Source organism: Faecalibacterium sp. 7 (assembly GCF_049562865.1).
GTDB lineage: Bacteria > Bacillota > Clostridia > Oscillospirales > Ruminococcaceae > Faecalibacterium > Faecalibacterium wellingii.
In genome coordinates, this window is sequence record NZ_CP186911.1 from 663,797 (window position 1) to 686,829 (window position 23,033).

Sequence of the window (23,033 nt, forward strand, 5' to 3'; positions counted from 1 at the left end):
CATTCTCCTTTATATCGCAAATCAAAAAATAGTGCAGCATTCAAACAACATCTTTGCGACATACAATTCAGCGTTATTGCCGTTGCACGAAAAAGCCGACTTGCCATCAATCCTGCAGGGCTATAATACGGTCGCACCAGTCGGCGGCCAGTTCTTCATCGTGTGTAATAACCACAATGGTCTTGCCCTGTGTTTTGAGTTGCTGCAATAGCCGCCCGACCTGTTCCATATTGCCTCGGTCCAGACCGCTGGTTGGTTCGTCCAGCAGGATGAGTGGTTTGTCGCTCAGCATGGCTGCTGCCACTACGACCCGCTGCTTCTGCCCGCCGGAAAGGCTCATGGGGTGGCGGTCGGCAAGGCCGTTCAGACCCAGCGCCTGCATCACGGTATCCACCAGTTTCGGGTGGGCTGCTCCCAGCAGAATTTCTTCTCGCACGCTGTCACTGAACAGCTGGTAGTTCACATCCTGCATGACCAGAAAGCTTTTGTGCAGGCGGGTCCTTGCGTTGGCCGTCTTGCCCTCCCACAGAATCTGCCCGCCCAGCGGCTCCATCAGGCCGCAGAGAGTTTTGGCCAGGGTGCTTTTACCAATGCCGTTATGCCCCATCAGGCCCACGATCTCCCCGGCAGCAAAACTCATATCTGGAAGCGCCCGGATGAGGTTGCGCCTGTGGTAACCAAGGGTCAGGTTCTGCACTTCCAGTATCGGCACCCCAGTGCATTGCATCGTCGTTTTTTGCCGCAACTTCTCCCGACACGCAGTCAGGTCCCGGGCGCGCAGACCTGCGTTCTGCAAGGTCGTTTCCGGCAAGGCGGCAAAGTCCGCAGCCGTCCAGACGGCTGTCAGCTGCCCCGCCTCAAAAAAGAAGTAGCGGTCCACCACATCCTGCACCCAGGCCAACCGGTGTTCGGCCAGCACAATGGTCATGCCCTCCTGCTTCATTGCGGCGATCATATCGTGCAGCTGCCGGATGGCCCCGGCATCCAAATTGCTGGTGGGTTCGTCCAGCACCAACAGCTTCGGACCAAGCATACAGGCCGCTGCAAAGGCCACCCGCTGCTTTTCGCCGCCGGAGATCTTGAACACACTGCGATCCATGAGAGCTTCCAGATGGAACTGTGCCACCACTTCCTGTACTCTCTGACGGATGGCTGTGGGCGGCATCCCGCTGTTTTCACAGGGGAAGGCCAATTCTGCTGTGGTGTCCACATTGAAATACTGCGTTTTGGGGTTCTGAAACACGCTGCCCACCAGTGGTACATACTGCTCAATGGCTGCGCTCCCTGCCAGCAAATCGCTCACCGTACAGCTGCCGGTCAGTTCTCCGGGATAAAACATCGGGGCAAGGCCATTCAGCAGGCGGGAAAAGGTCGTTTTACCGCAGCCGCTTCGACCACAGAACAACACGCACTCACCGGGCCGAATCCGCAGTGAGATATCCTGCAACGCCGGTTCTGTGCTGTTCTGATAAGCAAAGGAAACATTGTTGCTTTCCACCAGTGTTCTCACAGCAGTATACCCCCCTTCCACAGCAGCGGCAGCGTACACAGTGCCGGGTAGATGAAATCCCACACAGTCAGGTGCAGCTCGGTCATGCAGGTATGGGTGCCCGGCAGGCCGATGCCTTTAGTCAGTGCCGCTACCGAGAGGTCCTGCGCGACATTGTTGCCGTTCATCAGCAGCGGCATGAGGATGTATTCCAATGACTGCATCGGGTGCAGCAACAGAGCCCCCTTGCCCTCAGCGATGCCGCGCAGGGCCATGGCGTTGTGAATCTGGTGGTAGTCCTCCTGTACAGTAGGGAAGAACCGCACCACAACGGCGCACGGGATGATGACGCTTTCCGGCACATGCATCCGGCGCAGGGCGGCGGTCAGCTCGCCGATGGTCGTGGTCGAGAACGCATACGCACCGGTGATAATGCAGGGCAGCATCATCCGCACGCCGACCGAAACCAGCGACAGCAGGTTCAGAAGCACGCCCTCCCCTGCCAGCGGCACCACAAACAGATCAATGGCCAGCAGGCCAAAGTAGACCACACTCAACCGGATGCCGGTGCGAGTGTGCCCGGAGAGGAAAAACAGCAGCAGGAACAACCCGGTCGCTACTGCCTCGGCCCCAGTCCCAACATGGAAAAAGAGCATCAGGTTGGCCAGCAGCAGCAAATACAGCTTGGCACGTGGGTCCATGCGGAATCTCATGCCACGATCCCCGCTTTCTCAAAGTGCTTTTTCATCATGCGCTGGCCGAACAGCCCGCCCAGCACGGCGCAGACCAAAATCGCCGCTATAGCCGCAACGAAACTGCCGTTGTTGATGGGCGCGAACAGCGTATCGATGTAGGCGGCATCCTTGCCGCGGGCGGTCAGGTTAGCAATGTAGGCATCCTTCATGAACCACAGCGGCAGGATCGGGCCGGTGAGACCATACGAAAAGATGACATAACTGGCCAACAGCACCTTTTTGCTGCGGTACTGGCTGCGGCTTGCCACCCAGTCTGCCAGCACGCCGCAAACGATGTTGGCGGCAAAGGACAACACAAAGTGACCAGACACAAAAAAGAACAGGCCCATAACAAGACCCATGATGCTGATGCCGCCAAACTTCTGCAGCTTGGCGGCCAGCAGCATATACACGCTGCCGGAGATCAACGCCGCCACTGCCGGAAGCAAAATGTTGCCAACACCAGGCAGCAGCGCACAGCTGAAGGTGGCAATAGTCACCAGCACAAAATAGATGGCGGTGAACACACCAACAGAAATCAGATCCGGGATGGTCAGTTTTTTGGAATTCAGGTTCATAGAGTACCTCCATTTATTGTTAGCCGTTTCTAACTTTCAGGTTCATAAAAATGCCATGATTTCTCATGGCACACTTCAACCAAAAATCTGTGCACAGATGCCCTGGGCCATCCATAGCAGTATCTGCGGATAATCCTCGCCCAGCTTTTTACGCATGGGTACGGTCAAAATCAGGCTGCGCAGGGCGTTCATGGCCTGTTCCTCCGGGATATCCGCCGCTTTGTTCTGCGCCAGGAACCGGTGGAACACCGCATATTCCTGCTCCTGTTGCGCCCTGCGTTCTTCTGACGGGATGGCGCACAGAATTTCCGGCGCATCCTGCTCCCAGAAACGGCACAGTCCGCTTTCATCCAGCGCACGGCAGCCTTCCAGAATGGCGCAAGTCAGCTGCTGTGCGGGCGTGCCCTTAGGCTGTTCCAGCAGCTCCATGGCCGGGCCGTACAATTCGGTATGCATCTGGCGCAGCAGCGCATAAAACAGGTGTTCCTTGGACGGATAAAACAGGTAGAACGCTCCTTTGGAAATGCCGACGCTGTCTGTCAGCTGTTCGACCGTGACCTTGCGCGCGCTCTGCTCTTTGACAAAGCGGCGAGCGCTTTCCAACAATTGTCTGGTCAGAACTGTGCGTTCCTCCGCAGTAAACGCAATTGGCATGTGCTTCCTCCTTGTGACTCGTTTTTCAATCCAGTCACAGCATGGCTAGAATAGCACAACCATTGATTTCTGTCAAGTGGAAGGGGTTGCTAACTTTTTTGCGCATCTAACTGTTCTCTCTTTGCTGACTGCTATTTTCAGATTCTTCTGCAATTTCACCGGTGCAATTGTTCTATATAGGAATTGAGTTCGCCGCACGGCGGTATTCCCTGCTTATCGCTGCCCCTGCCATGTATATCAAGGAACAATTCACGCTGACAAGGTGATTGCATATCTTCCAGAGCGCAGTGAGTTTGAAATTATCCAGCATCGGAATGTCAAAGACGTGCAGGAAATCACGCCGCTGAGAGGGTACAGTCCTCCATTCAATGCCTTCAAATCATCAAAAAAATGGGTTCACGATGAAGAGGAAAGCAACCGCTATTTTAATGAATGGTATCAATCGCAGAACAGCTGATTTCTGTGCGGTTTTAGATGATAAGTCCTACTATCACCGCTTTACTGCAATAAAATTTGCAAAACCATCTTGACGTGCTCTGCAATCCATGATACTCTCTATCGCAAATCCCACCAAATTTGTAGAAAAGTACAGAACGGTGTGGGTTTATTCTCCGTGAAGATTTTTACCGCCCCGCAACACACCCGATTTGTTTTGCCGCCGTTTCACCCGACAAAATTTTTCGCCTGTCTTGCAGGGCGGTATTTTTCTTTTGGGGAGCTGTACCTTGAATCCTTCATAAGCCGTCTGAACGAGATACTGTGCCATGACCTCACGCTTTCTGTGGGCGAGCCGGACAACGCCGCTGCAAAACAGGGGCAGGAACTGCGTTCGGTGTGAACGGTGACCATGAGCAGGGGCTTTGCCTTTTCACACGTTTTGCTCTGCAAAATTTTCAACGTGCATTGCGGTTCGACTTCTGAAATTTTCAGTGTTGCACGGAAAGGGCGAAAGCAAGTATCGACCTGTGGCCACAAATTTTCAATGCTTGAAAATGTTCTGTCACATGGTCTGCCACTTGTTGGGGAGTGCCTTCCCCAAACCCTGCTCCAGCATTGCGCTGGTTTCAGCGCAAAAGCGGCGTGTCGCATTACATAGCCCTCTCCATCCCGGAGTGGGCATTTATCATTTTCACAGGAGGTCGAATATGGCTGAAATGAAAAGTACGAACGCACACGCACGAGAGAACCGCAATGACACGCCGCGAAAACGAAAGACACACATCATCAAAGTCCGAGTGACCGCAGAAGAAAAACTGCGGATCGCATACGCCTGTAAAGAACTCCACCTCACCCAATCCGAGCTCGTTCGCCGCGTCCTGTACGGCGTGAACGTCAAGCACACCGTTGTGGTGGCGCAGGGCGGCGAGGATGCACTGGCGGCGCTTGCTGCCTTGTCTGCTCAGTGCAGCAAGGTGGGAAGCAACCTCAACCAGCTTGCACGGCACTTCAACTCTGGCGGCAAAGACACCGAGCAGCTCCGGGCGCAAATTCTGGAGGAACTGTCCGCACTCACGAACTTTCGGCTGAAAGCCGAAGAAACGGTTGGTGAACTGTATGGCAACCATCAAGCATTTGACCTCGAAAAACTCTAACTATGCCGCCGCCGAAAGCTATCTCACCTTTCAGCACAACGAGTACACCGGTCTGCCCATTCTGGACGAGAAGGGCAGACCCAAGCTGCGGGATTCGTACCTGCTCGACACCCTTGAGTGCGGCGAATCTTCGTTTGCTATGGCCTGCCTGATTGCCAACCGCAAGTACGGCAAGAATGGCAGGCGGGAGGACGTGAAGACCCACCATTATATCATCAGCTTCGACCCGAAGGACGCAGTAGAGAACGGCCTGACCATGGAGCGGGCGCAAGCCCTTGGCTTGCAGTTCTGCAAGGAAAATTTCCCCGGTCATCCCGCCATCGTCTGCACCCACCCGGACGGTCACAACAGTGCGGGAAACATCCACGTCCACATCGTCATCGGCAGCTTGCGTGTCCGCACCGTGGAACGGCAGCCTTTCATGGACAAGCCGTGCGACTGGGAAGCGGGCAAGAAGCACCGCTGCACCTCTGCCATGCTCCGGCACCTCCGTGTCGCGGTCATGGAAATGTGCGAGCAAGCCGATCTGAATCAGATCAATCTGCTGGAAGCCCAAGGCGACCATGTTTCCGAGCGGGAGTATTGGGCGCAGCGGCGCGGACAACGCCGCCTCGACCATGCCAACGCCAAACTTGCCGCCGAAGGGCAGCAGCCCACCCAGACCGTCTACCAGACCGAGCTGGACAAGCTGCGAAAGCAGATCTACGCTGTGCTGAACAAGACCACCACCTTCGAGGAATTTTCTGCATTGCTCATGCAGGAACACGGCATCGCCGTGAAGGAGAGCCGAGGCCGGTTGAGCTACTGCCCGCCCGGCCGAACAAAGTTCATCACCGCCAAGAAACTGAGCAAGAAGCTGGAAAAGGAGCAGGTGCTGACCGCCTTCTCCCAGAACATCCAGCTTGCCGCCATCATCCAGCCCAGCAGCGAGAAGAAGCCGGATAAGATCAGGAAACTGGTTGACATTCAGGCGAACGTTGCTGCGGGCAAGGGCATCGGCTATGAGCGTTGGGCGAAAAAGTTCAACCTCAAACGCTGGTCGCAGACCTTGTGTCTCCTGCAGGAGAAGAAGCTGCTCAGCGAAGATGCCCTACGTCAGCGCATTGCCGAACTGCAAACCCAGCACGACGATGCACTGGCGGTGGTTAAAGACTTGGATGCCCGCATGGTCTCCCTCAAGGAGCTGCGCGGGCATCTTGCGGTCTATCGGCAGTACAAGCCTCTTGCACAGAAGCTCCAGACTGTGCGGAATCCCGCCAAGTTCAAGGAGCAGCACCGTGCAGAGCTTGCCGTGTACGAGGCCGCTTGCGCCTATTTCAAGGCCAACGGGCTCAGGACGCTGCCGGACCTCAAAAAGCTGGATGCCGAATACCAGACCCTTTCCTCGGAGAAAAACGGTTTCTACACCCGCTACAAGAAAGCGCAGATCGAACTGCGTGAACTCCGCACCGCACAACAGAACGTGGAAGCCTTCTTCCGCAAGGAAGAGCGCAGCCACGCCGTACCGCAGCAGGAGGTCAAATGAACAACACTCTGACGGATCGATGTGTGAATAAACCCAACCTCACCCACGCCCCTCACCGGGCTTCGTCCTTTCGCCTGTACCCCACCCATTGGGACGGAGGGTAGAACCTCTGTCTTTTCGGACGTAAAAAACGCCATCTCGACCCGGCAGGCAGCGGAGCTATACGGCTTCGCCGTAAACCGGAACGGCATGATGTGCTGTCCCTTCCACGGGGATAAACACCCCAGCATGAAGGTGGACAGCCGTTTCCACTGTTTCGCCTGTCAGGCAGATGGCGATATGATCGATTTTGTCGGCAGACTTTTTCAACTTTCTCCCTATAAGGCTGTGGAAAAGTTGAAGGAGGACTTCGGCATGGCACTTGCCGACGGCAAGGTGCGGCTTGCTCCCCGCAGACCGCCCACCGTCCGGCAGCAGCTGCTGGACTATTACCGCTGTCTGCAGCGTTGGCGGGTCCGATACGCACCGCAGTCACCCACAGAAGAACTTCACCCCTGCTTCCTTGAAGCGATAAAGAACCTTGACATCGTTGAATATTATCTGGACTGTTCGGTGCTCCCGGACCCGCAGACCGAAAACGAGCTACGGAAGTATTGGGAGGGATTGCATGAGCGACTGGAAAAAGAGGAACGACGATTGGCGTGATGAGGACGACCTGGAAGAAGAGGAAGAATGCGAATGCCCTTGGGTAGACAGCAAGGGCAAAGTGCGTGAAACCGCTTACTGCCAGTACCTTTTAGAGAAACACCCCATGATGTGCCTGAAACAGAAGCTGTTCGACCAGAACGGCGAGGTGGACGAGGACGCACTGCTCTACGAAGTCCACAGCGACCTCCGTGACTTTGTGCTCGACAACCTTGCCAAGAAGGAGAAGCAGGTTCTGGACGCACTCCGTATCGAAACCTATACCCCTGAATGGAAACCCCAGCTTGACCGCATCCATCTCCAGAACGGAACCTACTTTCTGGACGAGCGGGGATTTGTGCCGGAAAAGGAACTCTGCCTGAACCGGCTCCCCGTGGAATACCAGCCCGATGCCCCTGCACCGACCAAGTGGCTGGAATTTCTGGACGGTCTGCTCATCCCGGAGGACATTCTGACCTTGCAGGAATACCTTGGCTATCTCCTGATCCCGTCTACCAAGGCGCAGAAGATGCTGGTCATGACCGGCAAGGGCGGCGAGGGGAAGTCCCGCATCGGCTTGCTGCTGAAGAAGCTGTTCGGGGAAGCCTCTCACTCCGAATCCATCCTCCGCATCGAAACGAACCGCTTTGCCAGTGCAAATCTGGAGTACAAGCTGGTCATGGTCGATGACGACCTGAACATGGTGGCTTTGCCCGAAACACGGAACATCAAGTCCATCGTCACCGCTGAAGACCGTTTGTGCATCGAGCGGAAAAACAAGCAGGCTGTCCAAGGCTTGCTGTACGTTCGTTTCATCTGCTTCGGCAATGGCAACCTTGTGGCCGCTCACGATGACAGCGACGGCTTCTGGCGCAGACAGATCCTCATCACGGTGAAAGACCGTGACCCTGCCCGGGTGGATAACCCGTTCCTCATCGAAGAGTTGTCCGAGGAGCGACCCGGCATCCTGCTGTGGATGCTGGAAGGTTTGCACCGTCTGCTGGCGAACCGCTATCAGTTCACCATCAGCGAGCGCTCCATCCAGAACCTTGAAGCAGCCATGGCGGACAGCGACAACCTGACCCAGTTCATGCAGGCAACGGCGTATGTCCGCTTCAAGCCCGACACCGAGGAACGCTCCACCTATCTCTACCGCGCCTACACCAAGTGGTGCGAGGATAATCTGGAATCGCCTGTTCCGCAAAAGAAGTTCAGCCAGTTCCTGCTGAAAAATGCAGGGAAGTATGGCCTGACCTTTTCCAAGCACATTGAGGGGAAGTACCGCGGCTTCCGGGGCGTATGCGTCCACCCCGCCTTTGCTGCGGCATAAAACACACGAAAAGTGAAAATCTCCCGCCCCACGCGCCCCAAAGCATTTGTTTTTACCTGTTATCGTTGTTTTCTCCGGGCGGATGCAGGGCGGCAAAACGCCCATCGGGGCGGGAGAAAAACCAGGATGCGCCCCAAGAGGGCGCGTGCATCCCAGCCATGCGCCCTGTAAAATCAGCACAGGAAGGTACTTTTGTGTGGTTTGGGGCGCGTAGGGCGCGTAAATTCAAGTTCTCGCACTTTTTTGGGCTGCTGCTTCGGGTCAGGAGCGGCAGGCCCTTACATATTTACCAGCCCATAATGGTTGCAGCTCAATCGGAGCTGCGCCGGGTCTGGAGAAGTGCAAAGGAGACATGCCTATGACGAATGTCCGCAAAAATTCCGCTAAACTGACCCGTGAGGACTTGAAAATCGCGCCCGAATCCCCTACAATGAAATTGTCCGAAACCCCTGCCGTAGAACCTTCTGACCAGACCAGCAAAACCGTCCGACACGCCCCGCTCGTTTACCGGGTGGAGGAGATCGCCCAGCTTTTGGCGATCTCCAACCGTGCTGCGTACAATCTGTGCAACACCACGAAAGACTTCAAGGTGATCCGCCTCGGTACCAGCATCCGGGTAAGCAAGCAGAGCTTCGATGATTGGTTTGCTGCGGTCTGAGGGAGGGAACATCTATGGCATCTATTCTCAGGCGCGGAGATTCCTACTCCGTTCGTTTCAAATACAAAGACCATGCTGGCCGGATCTGTGAAGGCTGGGAGAGCTTCAAAACCAAGAAGGAAGCGCAAGACCGCAAGATCTCGGTAGAGAAGGAACTCTTGGACGGTACGTTCCTCATACCCGATGCAATGACGGTAGCGGAAATGCTGTACAAGTGGCTCCCCATCCAGTCCAGCAAGCACAAGTGGGCACCCAAAACCTACACCCACACGGTAGCCATGATTCAGAATCTTGTCGTGCCCTATCTCGGCAAGAAGCAGATTCAGAAGGTTCAGACGTATGACCTCGAACAGTTTTACGCTACGCTGAGCCGGACACCGCGCGGACTGTATAAGCAGGGTGTCAAGCAAACGCTCACCGACAAGCAGAAGCGGCAGTTTCTGACGGGTGCTTCCATCCGGGAAGTCCACGCCATGCTCAAGACTGCTTTTTCCTATGCCGTTGAGTGGGGTCTGCTCCTCAAGTCACCGATTCCGAGAGAAGCCCCGAAATCGACCTCGGAAGAACGTGCCATCTGGGACGAAAAGACCATGCTTGCTGCGTTGCAGACCATGACCGACCCTACGCTCCACCTTGCTGTTCATCTGAGCATGATTCTCTCGCTGCGTGTCGGAGAGATCCTTGGCTTGCAGCCGGGAGACATCGACTTCGATGCAGCGGATGGACGTGGGACCATCACGGTCGGCAGGAGCTTACAGCGCACCGAAAAGGCTGCACTGGAAAAGACCGACCCGAATCAGATCTACCACATCTTCCCCGACCAGCGTGAGGGCAGCAGCTCCGCACTGGTGCTGAAGAAGCCGAAAACCAAGAAATCCAGCCGCACCCTTTATCTGACGAGACCCTTGAAAGAGGAACTGCTGGCTTGGCTGGAAAAGCTCCGTCAGGACGAGCTTGCCATGGATGGCAGGTATCGCAACTGTGGCCAGCTCTTCCGCCTTCCCAACGGTATGCCTGTTGCCCCGGAAGCCCTTTCTAAATGGTACCGCGCATGGCGTGCGGAGCACCCGGAGTTTGAGAAGATCGTGTTCCATGGTCTGCGCCACTCCAGTGCCACTTACCAGTTGATTGAATCCGGCGGCAACATTAAAGCCGTGCAGGGCAACACCGGTCACGCCACCACCGGCATCCTGATGGACACCTACGCCCACACGCAGGACAAGCCCCGGTTGGAGCTGGCTGAGAAGCTGGAAGCAGACTTCTATTCACAGGACATCGGCTCCCCCAAATCCGGCTCTGTGCCGGTAAAAGAAAATCTGCCGGACAGCATCCAGATCACCCCGGAAGGGATGCTGAAAGTTGTCCGACAGATGAACCCCGAGCAGCGGCGTGAGTTCACCCGCCTGCTGTTCGCCTGAAAAAAGTATGGAAAAAACGCTCACGATGCACAGAATGCAGACAATGCAAGGAAAAACACGGCTTTCCCGCCGGTGTGCAAAAAGTGTGCAAAAGTGTGCAGAGCCCCAGAAAATGGAAAATCCCACGAGGAATCTTACGATTCTTCGTGGGATTTTGGTGCGCTCGAGGGAACTCGAATCCCTGGCCCTCTGATTAAAAGTCAGATGCTCTACCGGCTGAGCTACGAGCGCATATTTCTGCAGTGAACATACTGCCGAATAATATTACCACAACTTGCGCAAAAATGCAAGAGTTCCCGGGCAAAAAGGCGCAAAAAGCTCCTGCATCGGTGTGGGCTTCCGCTTTCCATCCGCGCAGCAGGTCGAAGATGCTCCGGTGTCGGCAGGGGGCAGGGGCTTCATCCCGATAACTTCCTCTTTACAAACGCGGGCAGAACCGTTACAATCAAATCAAATCCGTCTGCTCCACGCCGTGTTTTCTGCCCGGCAGTGCTGCACCCGTCCGCCTTTTCCGGCACCGGCGTCCTGCCGGGCCACACCGATACTGTTTTGAGCAGGAGGTTTTTCGTATGAAGCTCACTCGTCGTGCCGTTCTCCGTCTTACCGGTACTGCCGCTGCAGCACTGGCGCTTTCCGGCTGCAGCGCTTCTGGCAGCGCCATTCTGGGCAGTAATTTCTCTGCCTGGCTCCAGCAGACTTTCGGTGTCAGCTCTTCCGGCGCCGCCTCTTCTGCTGCATCCTCGGAGGCCATGGCTGCCTCCCCGCTGCCGACAGGCGAGCAGCCCGCTGCCAGCCTTGCCGCACTGCCGGCGTACGATGCCGACCCGCTGACCGGCGAAGCCAAGCGCAGCAATGGGCGCATCGTGGGCGTGATGGTCAACAACATTTCCAACACCACCCGGCAGAACGCCCGCCCGCAGCGCGGCCTTTCTTCTGCCGACCTGCTCATTGAATGCAAGGTGGAGGGCGGTATCACCCGCTTCTGCGCGGTGTTCCACGATGCCGATTCCATCCCAGAGATCGGCCCGCTGCGCTCTGGCCGCGACCAGTTTCTGCAGCTGCTGATGCCCTATCAGGCCCTGTACTATCACGATGGCGAAAGTGCCGCCTGCACCAAGTTTATCAGTGTATACAACTACTCCGGCCTGAACATCGGCGGCAAGAGCTACTTTAATACTCCCACCCATCCGCATGTGGCTCACCGCGACAGCCGCGGCCGGGATGTGGCCTATGAACACACTGAGTTCACCTCCGGCAAGGAGATCCGGCAGGCCGCTTCCAACGCCGGCATCGGGCTGAAGTACGATTACGACGCCACCTTCTTCCGCTTTGCGGACTACCGCACCGGCGAGGAGAATGCCATGGCGGGCGCTTCCTCCGGCAAGGCGGTCAGCATCACCCACTCGGACCACTACAAGACCAGCTTCCGCTATGATCCGCAGTCCCGCACCTATAAAATGCAGATGTACAGCCGCATCTCCGGCAAATTTGAAAACACCGTGGACGAGCTGAATGCAAAGCAGCTGAGCTTTGACAATCTGCTGGTCTGCTTTGCGCCCATCGAGCGCTATCCCGGTGACTCCGGCGATGTGCAGCAAGTGAGCTACATCTCCGGCGGCGACGCTTACTGCTTCAGCCGCGGCGGCGTGCAGCATGGCCGCTGGGAGAAGGCTTCGCCGGAGCACCCGCTGCGGGTCTACGATAAGACCGGCGCTGAGATGCTCTTCAACCGCGGCAAGACCTATCTTGCCATCGTGGACGATGACGAGTGGTCCAATTTCAGCTATCAGTAACGAGGAAACAGCATGAAACGCATCTGGAATCTGGCCCTTGGCACTGCGGTGCTGTGCGCTGCGCTGCTGTGCGGGTGCACCTTTAACGGCAGCACCGCACCGGCCGGCTCTGCGCCTGCCGACCCGCTGACCGGGCAGGAGCTGCAGTATCCCGGCGAGCGGGTCGCCGCTGTCGTCATCGACAATGCGCCCGCCAGCACCACCCAGTGGGGCATTGGCAGCGCTTCGGTGGTGCTGGAGGCCCTGACCGTAAACGACCGGCCCACCAGCCTGTGTCTGGCCTATCCGTCGGTGTCGGCCATGCCCACCGTCGGCCCGGTCACGCTGGGGCAGGACCTTTACTGGCGGCTGCTCAGCGGGCAGGAGGTGCTGCCCATCCAGCGGGGCGCAGGCCAGTTTACCCGCAACTATCTGGACTACTATAACCTCCGGGCCGTAGATGCGCTGGAAGTGGGCCGCAACGCCTTTTCCTGCGATGATGTCTGGAGCGGCGCGCCGCTGTGGCACACCAGCGGCGAGGAGATTACTTCCGTGCTGGGCCGCCTGAACCTTTCCGGCGCATTGGGCGACCACGGCAGCAGCGCTTCCTCCTCGGCCAGCACCGCCGAGGACAGCTCTGCCATTTCCGCTCTGCCCGCCCTTCTGCCGCAGGCCAAAGAGCCCCGCCTGCCGGAGCCCGGTTCCCGGGACGCCGAACAGGTGCTGATAAACTTTGCCCCGCAGAGCACCACCGGCTTTGCCTACGATGCCGCCAGCGGCAGCTATGGGATGCTCCGCGCCGACGGCAGCGCCCAGCTGGACGCCAACACCGGCACGCAGGCCCAGTTCGATAATCTTCTGGTCCTCTACTCCGCGTCCAGCCTGCGGGACGACGGTCTTACGCTGGACTACGACCTTTCCTTTGGCGGCGGTGTATGGCTGAACGGCGGGCGGCTGTGGCACATCACATGGACGCAGGGGACCGATTCCACTTTTGTCTTCTACGATGCAGACGGCAGGCCGCTGTCCATCTGCGCCGGCCGCAGCTACATCGCAATGGTGTCCAGCGTGACCGGGCAGGAGCTGACCGTGCTGGACTCTGCCGGGCAGAATGCGCTGAACTGACAGAACAAAAAAGACCATCTGAGGCATTTTGAATGCTTCTCAGATGGTCTTTTTCTATGTTTTGGGTTCGACCCTCTCAGTCATCGCTGCGCGATGCCAGCTCCCCCAAAGGGGGAGCTTTTGAGGTGGAAACCGGCAGATACATCCAAGCTCGCCCTTCGGGAGAGTTGGCGCGTCAGCGCCTGAGAGGGACCTTTACAGATCCACTACGCTGCCCACTTCGGCAGGGGAAGCAGGCACCATACCCAGAACAGCCTTGTCGGTGCTGCGGTGGACGGTGAAGGCCACGCTGCGGCCTGCCGCAAAGTCCGGGTGGTAGGTCAGTTCCAGCGTCTGCCAGCTCTCCGGCACAGCGCAGAAGCAGTGCAGCAGCGCGCCGCGGCCCGCCGTCAGGTTCAGGGTGAACACCGAAGCGTCCGCCGCGTTCTCGCCATAGAGCGGCGCGGCAAAGCTGCCGCAGCGCACCGGCTTGCCGTCACATACGGCGGTGACGCCGGTGCCCATGCTGTACAGGTCGCTGAGGGTGTGCACCTCGCGGCTTTGCAGATAGCTTGCGCCCACCGGCAGGGCAGCGGCAGAGAGGTTTTCCACCGAGAGATACACCAGCACATTGCCCATTTCCTGCGCAGGGGCATAGCCCAGCAGCTCCACGGCCGCCTTGCCGTCCAGCAGGGCAGGCTCGCCCGCAAGATGCGGCTGCTGCGCCGCAGCAGATACACCGGTGAGCAGCGCTGCCGCAAGGCTGACCGCACCGGAACCGGCACATTTCAGGAATGACCGGCGGGAAATGGACTGGGACATGGAACTTCCTCCTAAAGCAATCGTTTCCTTATACAATAAAGGATTGTGCTGTTTCTGTCAAGGGATAGGCCAAAACTGTAACTGTTTCCTTACCCGCACTTTCAACTGTAAAAGCGGCTTGTTATTCAAAGGCCTCGTTTTCCTCGGCTTCGGCCTGACCGCGCAGGGTGTCGGCATAGCCAAAGGGAACGATGTCGATGGCTTCCACCAGACGGTCCCGCATCCACAGCTGCACATCGGTCTGCACGGTGTAGCCGCAGCCGGGGTCTGCCATCCACTGCTCCGGGTGGCGGGTGGGCACGGCGCGCTGGCTGAGCATGCTCATAATGACGCCGCCGTGGGTCACGCAGGCAGCCTCGGTCACATCCATGCGGATCATATACTCAAACAGCTTCATCAGGCTCTCGGCGCAGCGGGCGTGGAACTGGTCGGTGGGCTCTGCCCCTTCCGGCAGATAGTTGGAACCCGGCGTGATCCACTTTTTAAAGTCCTCGTCGTGCACCAGCTCCTTGACAGGCTTGTTCTCAAACTTGCCAAAACCGGCCTCCCGCAGGTCGTGGACCGTAAAAGTGTGCTTTGCATCCGGGAACAGGATGTTTGCCGTCTCCACTGCACGCAGCAGGGGAGAGGAGAACACGGTATCCACCTGCGGATACTCGAACCGCTCCTTTAGCTCCGCCAGCTGAGCGCGGCCCTCATCGCACAGAGGGATGTCCGTGCCGCTGCCGATGTACAGGCCCTGCAGGTTGCCGGCAGTCATGCCGTGACGGATGAGGTGAAGCTTGAAAGTTTTCATGGGTAGTGCCTCTCTTTATCGCTGTGCGGCCTGCGCGAAAACAGGCTGCCGGTTCCGCTGCGGAGAAAAAATCTGGCAGAAAATCATCCCGTCTGCCAGATTTTTCACCTTTTGGCGGCGGCAGCCGCTTTGCGCACGCCACAAAATGTATGCGTTAATACCTTTAGTTTAACATAGATATGGTATCCAGAGCAAGCCTTTTGACAAAAATGACGAAAATCAACGGAAAATATCGTCACTTTTCTTGCTTTACAAAAGGTTTTCCGTTGTGTATAATCAACCTGCTGTAAACCAAAAACAAGGATGTTCCATTCCACCGAACTTTGAGGAGCCAAAAATCATGGAATTCAACCGTATCATCAAGCTGCTGCGCAAGGAGCGCGGCATCACCCAGAAGCAGGCCGCCGAGGATCTGGGCGTTTCGCAGGCTTTGCTTTCCCACTATGAAAAAGGCATCCGCGAATGCGGTCTGGATTTTGTGGTGCGTGTGGCCGATTATTATAATGTCTCCTGCGATTATCTTCTGGGCCGCAGTGCAGAGCGCAACGGCATGATGCTCTCCGCAGAGGACATCCCGAACCCGGATAAGATGAAGGATAATATCTACCACGGCAGTGTGCTGCCCACCATGAACAAAAAGCTGATCTCCAACAGCCTGAATGTGCTGTACGCCAAGATCGGCCAGTGCCACAGCAAGGCCCTGACCACCGAGGTAAGCACCTACCTGATGATGGCGGTGGCAAAGATGTTCCGCCTGCTGTACTCGGCAGAGCCCCACAACGCCGCCAGCCTGTTCAGCATCGAGCCCATCCGCTGGCGCGGCTGCTCCGACGCCGTGATGCGCATGTCCGAGGCCAACGTGGAAGCCCTGCTGACCGGCCAGGATGTGAACGGCGGCGAGGGCGTCAAGGACCCGGCCTGCCTTTCCATGACCACCGAAAGCCTGACCCGGGAGTTCCCGCTTTATACCCCCAGCCTGTTAAATCTGGTCAAAACCAGCGAGACGCATGTGAAGGGCCTTTCTCCCGAAGGGTGATATTCCTGTGAAAAAGCTGTAAATTCAGCCCCGAAACCCTTGCATCTTGCGGGCAGAAAGGGTATAAACAAATTAGAATATTCTGGAATACGTTTTTTCCGATCGATAAGGAGGATCTCTTTATGTCGAATCCCATTTCCCGCCGTACGTTCCTCAAGTGCACCGGCGCATCCGCTGTTGCTCTGGGTGCAGCAGGCCTGCTGGGCGGCTGCCAGCAGAGCGGCGGTGACACCATCGTGGATGTCAAGGTCGGCGATAAGATCAGCAACTGGAACGGCCTTGGCGTGATGCTGACCAGCCTGTTCCGCATCGACACCGCTCCTGCACAGGAGGGTTATGAATATATCGCTGTGCTGGTCACCGTGGTCAACCGTACCAAGAACCAGACCTTCAACATCGGCGCACAGAATCTGGCCGAGATCAACGCAGCTTATCCTGTGCCCCCGCAGGAGAACGTGGACGCCAACTTCCACGCACTGGCTGCTGCTTCCACCGACTTTGCCGCTTCCTGCGACGGTCAGGGTGTGGAGTGCGGTGCCAATATCTCGCTGTACAACTCCAACTCCCAGACCTTCTCCGAGTCCACCAACCTGCCCCCGCAGGGCAGCGGCTATCTGCAGCTGATGCTGATGGTCCCCAAGGGCTGGCAGAACCTGCAGATCACCTACATGCCCACCTTTGTGGCGGATAAGACCATCACCTTCAACATGGCCGCCGCCGACATGACCCGCGCCTGAGAGAACGGTTTCCTGAGACGAAATTTCGTCCGGAATGTACGTTGCTGCTCAAATTTTCATACTTTTATTTTGCCAAAAGCATTGACTTTTGCCCCGTTTTCGCCTATTTTATAGGTAACGCCGCAAGGCCTTATACTTATATGATTTGTTATTCAAAGGAGGAATTATTATGTCTTATACATTCTCCCGCCGTGACTTTATGAAGTACTCTGCTGTTGCAGCCGTTGCCGTTGCCGGTTCCAGCATGTTCACCGGATGTGGCAGCTTCTCCAACCCCAACCGTCCTTTCGGCACCTATAACAAAGAAGCTGACTGCAAGCTGACCTTTAGCGGCAAGTCTGGCGGCTTTTTGGGTATTGGCGGCACACAGGATTACCTCGTTCTGAAGAAGGACGGTTCGTATACTTCTAGTTCCGGCACTCTCAATCTGGTATTCACCCACTATCCTATTTCGGAAGGCACCGGTATCACAGCTCCCCACTATCAGTTGAAGTATGTTACTGATGACGGAAACCATTATGTTACCAGTGCTGACGGTTCTCTGACGTCCACCGGTGGCGATGGTCTGCCAATCAAAGAAGAAGCGCATGCCACGGTAACTGTTATCATCCCGACTAGTGTAAAGGCTGATGTGGAAAAAGCTAAGGCTGTTTACATCCAGTACTTCCCCCGCCACAATGCTCTGGGCAAGGATAACGACACTTATGGCGATGTTTACGCAACTTGGGATATTACCTCCCTGTTCAAAACCACCATCTGATTTTCTTGATACATCAAAGGCCCGCACCCGCAGGGTGCGGGCCTTTTTGTATCCCAGTTTTTGGAAGTTATGCTGTAAAACAGCCAAAGCATTTTAGTTGTTTTGTGCCTTGTGCACAGGGCCGTTTTTCGGTACAATAGGGATATAAAAACGTGAAAGAGCATCGCAGGGATGCGGTGCTTTTTGCATTTGAGGGGCGACCCGAAGAACCTGAAAAAAGGAGTGCTGTTTCGATGATCAACATGGTAAAGCTTCCCACCAAGAAAAGCAACTTGTTCCTGCGCGTGGCAAAGGGCCACTTTGCCACCAGCCACAGCCATATCAACTATTACATCGACGTCACTACCCAGAAGTCCCGTCTTTCCGAGGCCAGAGCCGTGGCAAAGGAGCTGGTTTCCGCCTACCAGCACAGTACCATCGTGGATACCGTGCTCTGTCTGGACGGCACGCAGGTCATCGGCACCTGCCTTGCCAACGAGCTGACCAAGGACGGCTTTGCCAACATGAACGCCCACCAGACCATCTATGTCATCACACCGGAGTACACCACCGGCAGTCAGATCATTCTGCGCGACAATCTGGCCCCCATGGTCAAGGGCAAGCATGTGCTCATTCTGGCCGCTTCCCTCACCACCGGCTACACCGTACAGGCCGCTGTGGAAGCCGTGAACTACTACGGCGGCATGGTGGCGGGCCTTTCTGCCATCTTCGCCACCACCCACGAGTGCATGGGCTATGAGGTCACCTCGATCTTCGACCCCTCCAGCCTGCCGGACTACGCCAGCTTCGACAGCCGCGACTGCCCCATGTGCAAGGCCGGCCAGCACATCGATGCGCTGGTGAACAGCTTTGGCTATTCGGCGCTGTAACGTAAAAAGGCTGTCAAGTGCTCACGGATGCGCCCTTGACAGTCCCTTGTGAAATGATTATACTATAAATAGAAAGGCGCTGGCCCGCAAACGGCTCGCTCCTTACTGAATCAGATCAAGAAAAATGACCGTTCAAGTTGGTAGCTGGAGGCGGTCATTTTTTCTTGCGTCTATCGCTGTGAGAAACAGTCCATGTAATTTCAAACGTAACGTAGATCGCTCCGCCGAGAAGCGTGAGCAGCAATACGACCTGTTCAAACGTCATGGTGCATCCCCCCTTTCCGCCCTCAAGCGTCCGGGGGAGCGAGATTTCAAGAAAAATCTCTTTACCCGGCGCGCTCAGGTGCCGGTAAGGAGAAAAGCTGCAACAGCGACGACCGCTGCCTGCGGCAGAAGCAGGGAGAAGCTGTTGGGGCCGCGGCCAGCAAGACGCAAGTGCCGTCCAAGGCACGCAGCGGATGCTGGGAGCCGCAACTCGTACTGCGTTTATAATGTTATACTTTTCATCAAAACACAACAGGGCTTTGCAGTCGCTTTTATCGCTGCAAAGCCCTGTTTTTACTTCTTTTTCGGGAACACAAAGGGCTCGTGCAGATACACCAGCACCAGATACAGCGCCATGAAGCACCAGATGATGGGCTCGCACAGGATGACCGCATTGTACTGGAATTTCGGGATGAACACCAGCACAAAGATCACCTTGCCCACCAGCTCGATCACGCTGGAGAACAGCGGCAGGACCTTCTGGCCAAGGCTCTGCAGCGCGTAGCGGGTGCACAGCAGCACCCCCAGCACCGCATAGAACGGTGCGTTCCACAGCAGGTACCGCGCACCGTTTTCCAGCACGATGGGCTCCGTGGAGCCGGAGATGAGCCGCACCATCCATTCTGCGCCAAACTTCATCAGGAAGACCGCCGCGATCATCACCGCCACGGAGTACAGATACATCTGCCGCATCCCCCTGCGCACACGGTCGGGCTGGTTTGCGCCGCGGTTCTGGGAGACGAAGGTAGAGCCTGCATTCGCCATGGAGATCAGCGGCATATCCGTAAAGGCGAACAGCTTACGGGCGGCGGTGTGGCCTGCGATGGTCAGGGTGCCCAGACCGTTGATGCCGTACTGCAGCACCACAGAGCCCGCCGAGACGATACTGCTCATCAGGCCCATGGAGATGCTCTGGCTGAACAGCTCCCAATAGAGGTGGGAGCCCACGGCAAGGTGCTTCTTCTCCGGGATGAGGATGCGCACCTTTGCCAGCACATACAGGATGCACAGCACCACCGAAATGCCCTGTGCAATGACCGTTGCCACCGCTGCGCCCCGCACGCCCATGCCAACGCCGGCAATGAACCACAGATCCAGCCCCACGTTCAGCGCCGAGCTGATGAGCAGGAACACCAGCGGCATCACGCTGTTGCCGATGGCGCGCAGCAGACCGGCGCACAGGTTGTACAGGAACATGACGATCACGCCAAGATCGATGACGATGATGTAGCTGTAGGCTTCTTCCAGGATCTCCGCCGGGGTGTCCAGCAGCTGCAGCAGGGGACGCAGCCCCAAAAAGCCCGCCGCCGTGATGACCAGCGAAGCAATCAGCCCAATGACGATGGAGCCGGTCACGGTGCGCTTGAGCAGGTCTTCGTCCTGTGCGCCGTAGGAGCGCGCCGCAACGATGGCAAGGCCATTGCCGATACCGATGCCAAAGCCGACTAAAAGCTCGTAGATCGAACCGCAGGAGCCAATGGCGGCAAGGGCCGTGTCGCCCAGCACATTGCCCACGATCATGGTATCCACCGTGTTGTAGAGCTGCTGGAACAGATTGGAAACCAGAATGGGCAGCATGAAGAGCAGCAGGCTTTTAAAAATAGGCCCGTGCATCAGGTCCACATTCATGTTCCATAAACTTTTCTTTTGGGGCTGCGCGTGGGTCATAGGGTTCCTCCAAAGTTCTATTTTTACCGCAAACAAGGGACTGCACAAAAGTCAGCCCCTTGTTTTGCCGTGTGATGCTGTTGCTTTTTCCGATGAAGCTGCCCGCACGGGCTCTTCTCGTGAAAAGACAAATCTGGAAAATCCGCAGATTTTCCAGATTTGCAAAGATAAACCAATTTTCCGCTATTTATTGCCAGAGCGCAAGCGGAGGCAATTCTAAATCGTTACAGCTCCTGCGTCTCAAAGCCGTTACCAGTGAGCACCTGCACACTGGTAAAGCCTGCAGCCTTGATGGCGGCGGCAGCTTCGTCAAAGCCGAAGGTCAGGCTGTTAATGTCGTGAGAGTCCGAGGTGATGATGACCTTGCCGCCCATCTTCTGCCACTCGCCCAGCAGCCACGGGCCGGGGTAGAAGTCCTTGCGGTAGCCGCGGTAGACGCTGCCGGTGTTCACTTCCAGCAGGCAGTCGTTCGCCTTTGCGGCCTGCAGGGCCTTGAGGGCAGCGGCCTTGTAGCGGGGCGACTCTTCGTCGAAGAACTCGCCGTTGGCATTCAGCTTCTTGATCAGGTCGATGTGGGCCAGAATATCCGGCTTGAGGGCAGCCACCTTTTCCACCTCGGCAAAGTAGGCTTCCACTGCGGCCAGCGGATCTGCGTCAAAGTCGTCGTTGATGCAGTCCCACAGGTCCTGCGGACGGAAGTCGATCTCATAATACTTGCCGGTGTTCTTGCCGTACAGGTGGTGTGCGCTGCCGATCCAGTAATCGTAGCCGGTGCGCTTGTCCTCGCTGAGGATGTCCCACTCGATGCCGCACAGGATATCCACCTTGCCCCTGTATTCGGCCTTGAGCTTTGCGATGGTGGCCTTGTACTGGGCGGTGCGGCTGGGGCTCATGCAGTATTCGCGGTCGCGCTGGGTGTAGCTATGGCCGGTAAAGCCCAGCGTGGTCAAGCCCTGCGCACATGCAGCACTTGCCATATCCTGCAAGGTATTTTTGCCATCACACATGGTGGAGTGGCAATGGACACTGGACTTCTTATAATCTGCCATAGATAATTCACTGCATCCTTTCCTGTTTGACCTTGTGGTCAATGACGTGACGTTTTTCCAGTTCACGGGTCACATCCTCCACCGTGATGCCGGCGCTGACCATCAGCACCAGAACATGGTAGGCAAGATCGCTGATCTCGTAAACGGTTTCTTCCTTATCCTCTTTTTCGCCCGCAATGATGACCTCGGTGCACTCTTCGCCCACCTTTTTCAGGATCTTCTCCTTGCCCTTCTCGAACAGGTAGGTGGTATAGCTGCCCTCCTGCGGATCGGTCTTGCGGCCCTTGATGAGCTCATACAGGCCCTGCCAGCTGAACTGCTTCAGCTCCGGCGAGACGTATACTTCGTTGAAGAAGCAGCTCTCGGCGCCGGTGTGGCAGGCGGGGCCGGATTTGACCACTTCCACCACCAGTGCATCTGCGTCGCAGTCGGCGGTGATGGACACCACCCGCTGCACATTGCCGCTGGTCTCGCCCTTGCGCCAGATCTCCTGACGGCTGCGGCTCCAGAACACGGTACGGCCCTCGGCGATGGTGAGTGCCAGCGTCTCGGCGTTCATGTATGCGAGGGTGAGCACCTCTTTGGTGTAGTGGTCCTGCACGATGGCAGGGATCAGGCCCTTCTCATCAAATTTCAGATTCATAACGGTTCTCCCTCCCCGGATGGGGATATTACTAGTTTAGCGTATTCGGTGCGCAAACGCAAGAGTTTGCGGGTTGTTTTTGCGGAAATCCAGTTTCGCGTTACGGCTTTTCCCCGCGCCGGGGAGAAATGTCCCGGCGTTACAGCCGCATCTCCACGCCGTTTGCGTTGAGGTATTCCTTCAGATCCCGGATGGTCAGCAGCTTCTGGTGGAAGATGCCCGCGGCAAGGCCTGCATCGATGCCCTTGTGGTGGAACAGCTCCAGAAAGTCTTCCTTTTTGCCTGCGCCGCCGCTGGCAATGATGGGCACGTTCACCCGCGCCGCAACTGCATCCAGCATCTCAAGGTCGAATCCGCTGCGCACGCCGTCGGTATCGATGCTGTTCAGGCAGATCTCACCCGCGCCGTGGTCCACGCACCAGCTGATCCAGTCCAGTGCATCCCGGCCGGTGTCCTCGCGCCCGCCCTTGGCGAACACCCGGAACTGGCCGTCCACCCGCTTTACATCGGCAGAGAGCACCACACACTGGTTGCCGTAGCGCTGTGCCGCCGCCGGGATGAGGCCGGGGTCCTTCAGTGCGCCCGAGTTGACGCTGACCTTATCCGCACCGCACTTGAGCACCCGGTCGAAGTCTTCCAGCGTATTGATGCCGCCGCCCACCGTGAGCGGGATAAAAATTTCGCTGGCGACGCGGGTCAGGATATCCGTGAACAGCGCCCGCCCTTCAAAGCTGGCGGTGATATCGTAGAACACCAGCTCATCGGCACCGGCAGCGTTGTACATGCGGGCCATTTCCACCGGGTCGGCCACGTCCCGGATGCCTTCAAAGTTCGTGCCCTTGACTATGCGGCCATTACGCACATCGAGACAGGGGATAATGCGTTTGGTAATCATGTCGTTTCCCCTCCGT

General features: G+C 56.8%; 23 protein-coding genes and 1 tRNA gene. 13 read left to right on the top strand and 11 right to left on the bottom strand.

The features are described from left to right. Positions 1-106: 106 nt before the first annotated feature. The 4 genes from ACKXF7_RS03410 to ACKXF7_RS03425 form a co-directional block, all read right to left on the bottom strand. Complete coding sequence (locus ACKXF7_RS03410) at positions 107-1,510, bottom strand: ABC transporter ATP-binding protein (protein ID WP_423742144.1); 1,404 nt, start codon at positions 1,508-1,510, stop codon at positions 107-109. Continuing rightward, a complete protein-coding gene (locus ACKXF7_RS03415; protein WP_423742145.1) occupies positions 1,507-2,190 on the bottom strand; it encodes an energy-coupling factor transporter transmembrane component T family protein in 684 nt (227 codons plus the stop codon). The genes ACKXF7_RS03410 and ACKXF7_RS03415 overlap by 4 nt, the downstream gene beginning before the upstream one ends. A gap of 8 nt (positions 2,191-2,198) precedes the next feature. Then, positions 2,199-2,801 (bottom strand): MptD family putative ECF transporter S component, encoded by a 603-nt coding sequence (locus ACKXF7_RS03420; RefSeq protein ID WP_055186983.1) that lies wholly within the window; start codon positions 2,799-2,801, stop codon positions 2,199-2,201. 75 nt (positions 2,802-2,876) lie between these two features. Then, positions 2,877-3,455: a TetR/AcrR family transcriptional regulator gene (locus tag ACKXF7_RS03425; RefSeq protein ID WP_423742146.1), complete on the bottom strand. Its 579-nt coding sequence runs from the start codon at positions 3,453-3,455 to the stop codon at positions 2,877-2,879. 613 nt (positions 3,456-4,068) lie between these two features. Here ACKXF7_RS03425 and ACKXF7_RS03430 point away from each other — a divergent pair. The 7 genes from ACKXF7_RS03430 (at position 4,069) to ACKXF7_RS03460 (ending at position 10,602) form a co-directional block, all read left to right on the top strand. Then, on the top strand, positions 4,069-4,293 hold the full coding sequence (locus tag ACKXF7_RS03430) for a hypothetical protein (RefSeq protein ID WP_423742147.1): 225 nt from the start codon (positions 4,069-4,071) through the stop codon (positions 4,291-4,293). A gap of 307 nt (positions 4,294-4,600) precedes the next feature. Then, positions 4,601-5,047, top strand: coding sequence for a plasmid mobilization protein (locus tag ACKXF7_RS03435; protein ID WP_423742148.1), 447 nt, complete (start codon positions 4,601-4,603; stop codon positions 5,045-5,047). After that, positions 5,010-6,572, top strand: a complete 1,563-nt coding sequence (locus ACKXF7_RS03440) for a relaxase/mobilization nuclease domain-containing protein (RefSeq protein WP_423742149.1) — start codon at positions 5,010-5,012, stop codon at positions 6,570-6,572. Before ACKXF7_RS03435 ends, ACKXF7_RS03440 begins: the two co-directional genes overlap by 38 nt. 192 nt (positions 6,573-6,764) lie before the next feature. Beyond that, entirely contained in the window at positions 6,765-7,217 is a 453-nt protein-coding gene (locus ACKXF7_RS03445; protein ID WP_423742602.1) for a CHC2 zinc finger domain-containing protein, read from the top strand. Continuing rightward, positions 7,180-8,526, top strand: a complete 1,347-nt coding sequence (locus tag ACKXF7_RS03450) for a DNA primase family protein (RefSeq protein WP_423742150.1) — start codon at positions 7,180-7,182, stop codon at positions 8,524-8,526. The genes ACKXF7_RS03445 and ACKXF7_RS03450 overlap by 38 nt, the downstream gene beginning before the upstream one ends. A gap of 352 nt (positions 8,527-8,878) precedes the next feature. Beyond that, a complete protein-coding gene (locus ACKXF7_RS03455) occupies positions 8,879-9,184 on the top strand; it encodes a helix-turn-helix domain-containing protein (protein ID WP_006735272.1) in 306 nt (101 codons plus the stop codon). Positions 9,185-9,198: 14 nt separating this feature from the next. Next, the gene (locus tag ACKXF7_RS03460; RefSeq protein ID WP_112121786.1) at positions 9,199-10,602 is read left to right on the top strand and encodes a site-specific integrase; all 1,404 of its coding nucleotides are present in this window, start codon (positions 9,199-9,201) and stop codon (positions 10,600-10,602) included. A 155-nt stretch (positions 10,603-10,757) separates the two neighbouring features. Here the strand turns inward: ACKXF7_RS03460 and ACKXF7_RS03465 are convergent. Next, positions 10,758-10,833, bottom strand: a tRNA-Lys gene (locus ACKXF7_RS03465). Between the two features lie 338 nt (positions 10,834-11,171). Between ACKXF7_RS03465 and ACKXF7_RS03470 the strand changes: the two genes are divergently transcribed. Next, entirely contained in the window at positions 11,172-12,395 is a 1,224-nt protein-coding gene (locus ACKXF7_RS03470; RefSeq protein WP_423742151.1) for a DUF3048 domain-containing protein, read from the top strand. A 12-nt stretch (positions 12,396-12,407) separates the two neighbouring features. Next, a complete protein-coding gene (locus ACKXF7_RS03475; protein ID WP_423742152.1) occupies positions 12,408-13,499 on the top strand; it encodes a DUF3048 C-terminal domain-containing protein in 1,092 nt (363 codons plus the stop codon). Between the two features lie 195 nt (positions 13,500-13,694). Here the strand turns inward: ACKXF7_RS03475 and ACKXF7_RS03480 are convergent, their stop codons facing one another. Next, a complete protein-coding gene (locus tag ACKXF7_RS03480) occupies positions 13,695-14,300 on the bottom strand; it encodes a Tat pathway signal sequence (RefSeq protein WP_423742153.1) in 606 nt (201 codons plus the stop codon). A 121-nt stretch (positions 14,301-14,421) separates the two neighbouring features. Beyond that, on the bottom strand, positions 14,422-15,096 hold the full coding sequence (locus ACKXF7_RS03485) for a histidine phosphatase family protein (protein ID WP_249237797.1): 675 nt from the start codon (positions 15,094-15,096) through the stop codon (positions 14,422-14,424). 340 nt (positions 15,097-15,436) lie between these two features. Here ACKXF7_RS03485 and ACKXF7_RS03490 point away from each other — a divergent pair, with 340 nt between their 5' ends. The 4 genes from ACKXF7_RS03490 to ACKXF7_RS03505 all read left to right on the top strand — a co-directional run bounded on the left by ACKXF7_RS03490 (position 15,437) and on the right by ACKXF7_RS03505 (position 18,498). Continuing rightward, on the top strand, positions 15,437-16,132 hold the full coding sequence (locus ACKXF7_RS03490; protein WP_348584335.1) for a helix-turn-helix transcriptional regulator: 696 nt from the start codon (positions 15,437-15,439) through the stop codon (positions 16,130-16,132). A 122-nt stretch (positions 16,133-16,254) separates the two neighbouring features. Next, on the top strand, positions 16,255-16,869 hold the full coding sequence (locus ACKXF7_RS03495) for a twin-arginine translocation signal domain-containing protein (protein WP_339394571.1): 615 nt from the start codon (positions 16,255-16,257) through the stop codon (positions 16,867-16,869). Positions 16,870-17,038: 169 nt separating this feature from the next. Continuing rightward, positions 17,039-17,629, top strand: coding sequence for a twin-arginine translocation signal domain-containing protein (locus ACKXF7_RS03500; protein ID WP_423742154.1), 591 nt, complete (start codon positions 17,039-17,041; stop codon positions 17,627-17,629). A 233-nt stretch (positions 17,630-17,862) separates the two neighbouring features. After that, entirely contained in the window at positions 17,863-18,498 is a 636-nt protein-coding gene (locus ACKXF7_RS03505; RefSeq protein ID WP_339394569.1) for a phosphoribosyltransferase, read from the top strand. Between the two features lie 558 nt (positions 18,499-19,056). Here ACKXF7_RS03505 and ACKXF7_RS03510 read toward each other — a convergent pair. From ACKXF7_RS03510 to hisF, 4 genes are all read right to left on the bottom strand, one after another. Beyond that, positions 19,057-20,430 carry an MATE family efflux transporter gene (locus tag ACKXF7_RS03510; RefSeq protein WP_423742155.1) on the bottom strand — a complete coding sequence of 458 codons (1,374 nt, stop codon included), beginning with the start codon at positions 20,428-20,430 and terminating at the stop codon, positions 19,057-19,059. Between the two features lie 224 nt (positions 20,431-20,654). Further along, the gene (locus ACKXF7_RS03515) at positions 20,655-21,479 is read right to left on the bottom strand and encodes a histidinol-phosphatase HisJ family protein (RefSeq protein WP_249237791.1); all 825 of its coding nucleotides are present in this window, start codon (positions 21,477-21,479) and stop codon (positions 20,655-20,657) included. A 7-nt stretch (positions 21,480-21,486) separates the two neighbouring features. Further along, the gene (gene hisIE / locus ACKXF7_RS03520; protein ID WP_249237790.1) at positions 21,487-22,122 is read right to left on the bottom strand and encodes a bifunctional phosphoribosyl-AMP cyclohydrolase/phosphoribosyl-ATP diphosphatase HisIE; all 636 of its coding nucleotides are present in this window, start codon (positions 22,120-22,122) and stop codon (positions 21,487-21,489) included. A 139-nt stretch (positions 22,123-22,261) separates the two neighbouring features. Continuing rightward, positions 22,262-23,017, bottom strand: a complete 756-nt coding sequence (hisF, locus tag ACKXF7_RS03525) for an imidazole glycerol phosphate synthase subunit HisF (protein ID WP_423742156.1) — start codon at positions 23,015-23,017, stop codon at positions 22,262-22,264. Positions 23,018-23,033 lie beyond the last annotated feature (16 nt).

Coding starts and splice junctions, on each gene's coding strand:
- ACKXF7_RS03415 (WP_423742145.1), bottom strand. CDS start 2,190: ATGGACCCACGTGCCAAGCTGTATTTGCTGCTGCTGGCCAACCTGATG.
- ACKXF7_RS03420 (WP_055186983.1), bottom strand. CDS start 2,801: ATGAACCTGAATTCCAAAAAACTGACCATCCCGGATCTGATTTCTGTT.
- ACKXF7_RS03425 (WP_423742146.1), bottom strand. CDS start 3,455: ATGCCAATTGCGTTTACTGCGGAGGAACGCACAGTTCTGACCAGACAA.
- ACKXF7_RS03435 (WP_423742148.1), top strand. CDS start 4,601: ATGGCTGAAATGAAAAGTACGAACGCACACGCACGAGAGAACCGCAAT.
- ACKXF7_RS03440 (WP_423742149.1), top strand. CDS start 5,010: ATGGCAACCATCAAGCATTTGACCTCGAAAAACTCTAACTATGCCGCC.
- ACKXF7_RS03445 (WP_423742602.1), top strand. CDS start 6,765: ATGTGCTGTCCCTTCCACGGGGATAAACACCCCAGCATGAAGGTGGAC.
- ACKXF7_RS03450 (WP_423742150.1), top strand. CDS start 7,180: ATGAGCGACTGGAAAAAGAGGAACGACGATTGGCGTGATGAGGACGAC.
- ACKXF7_RS03455 (WP_006735272.1), top strand. CDS start 8,879: ATGCCTATGACGAATGTCCGCAAAAATTCCGCTAAACTGACCCGTGAG.
- ACKXF7_RS03460 (WP_112121786.1), top strand. CDS start 9,199: ATGGCATCTATTCTCAGGCGCGGAGATTCCTACTCCGTTCGTTTCAAA.
- ACKXF7_RS03470 (WP_423742151.1), top strand. CDS start 11,172: ATGAAGCTCACTCGTCGTGCCGTTCTCCGTCTTACCGGTACTGCCGCT.
- ACKXF7_RS03475 (WP_423742152.1), top strand. CDS start 12,408: ATGAAACGCATCTGGAATCTGGCCCTTGGCACTGCGGTGCTGTGCGCT.
- ACKXF7_RS03480 (WP_423742153.1), bottom strand. CDS start 14,300: ATGTCCCAGTCCATTTCCCGCCGGTCATTCCTGAAATGTGCCGGTTCC.
- ACKXF7_RS03485 (WP_249237797.1), bottom strand. CDS start 15,096: ATGAAAACTTTCAAGCTTCACCTCATCCGTCACGGCATGACTGCCGGC.
- ACKXF7_RS03490 (WP_348584335.1), top strand. CDS start 15,437: ATGGAATTCAACCGTATCATCAAGCTGCTGCGCAAGGAGCGCGGCATC.
- ACKXF7_RS03495 (WP_339394571.1), top strand. CDS start 16,255: ATGTCGAATCCCATTTCCCGCCGTACGTTCCTCAAGTGCACCGGCGCA.
- ACKXF7_RS03500 (WP_423742154.1), top strand. CDS start 17,039: ATGTCTTATACATTCTCCCGCCGTGACTTTATGAAGTACTCTGCTGTT.
- ACKXF7_RS03505 (WP_339394569.1), top strand. CDS start 17,863: ATGATCAACATGGTAAAGCTTCCCACCAAGAAAAGCAACTTGTTCCTG.
- ACKXF7_RS03510 (WP_423742155.1), bottom strand. CDS start 20,430: ATGACCCACGCGCAGCCCCAAAAGAAAAGTTTATGGAACATGAATGTG.
- ACKXF7_RS03515 (WP_249237791.1), bottom strand. CDS start 21,479: ATGGCAGATTATAAGAAGTCCAGTGTCCATTGCCACTCCACCATGTGT.
- hisIE (WP_249237790.1), bottom strand. CDS start 22,122: ATGAATCTGAAATTTGATGAGAAGGGCCTGATCCCTGCCATCGTGCAG.
- hisF (WP_423742156.1), bottom strand. CDS start 23,017: ATGATTACCAAACGCATTATCCCCTGTCTCGATGTGCGTAATGGCCGC.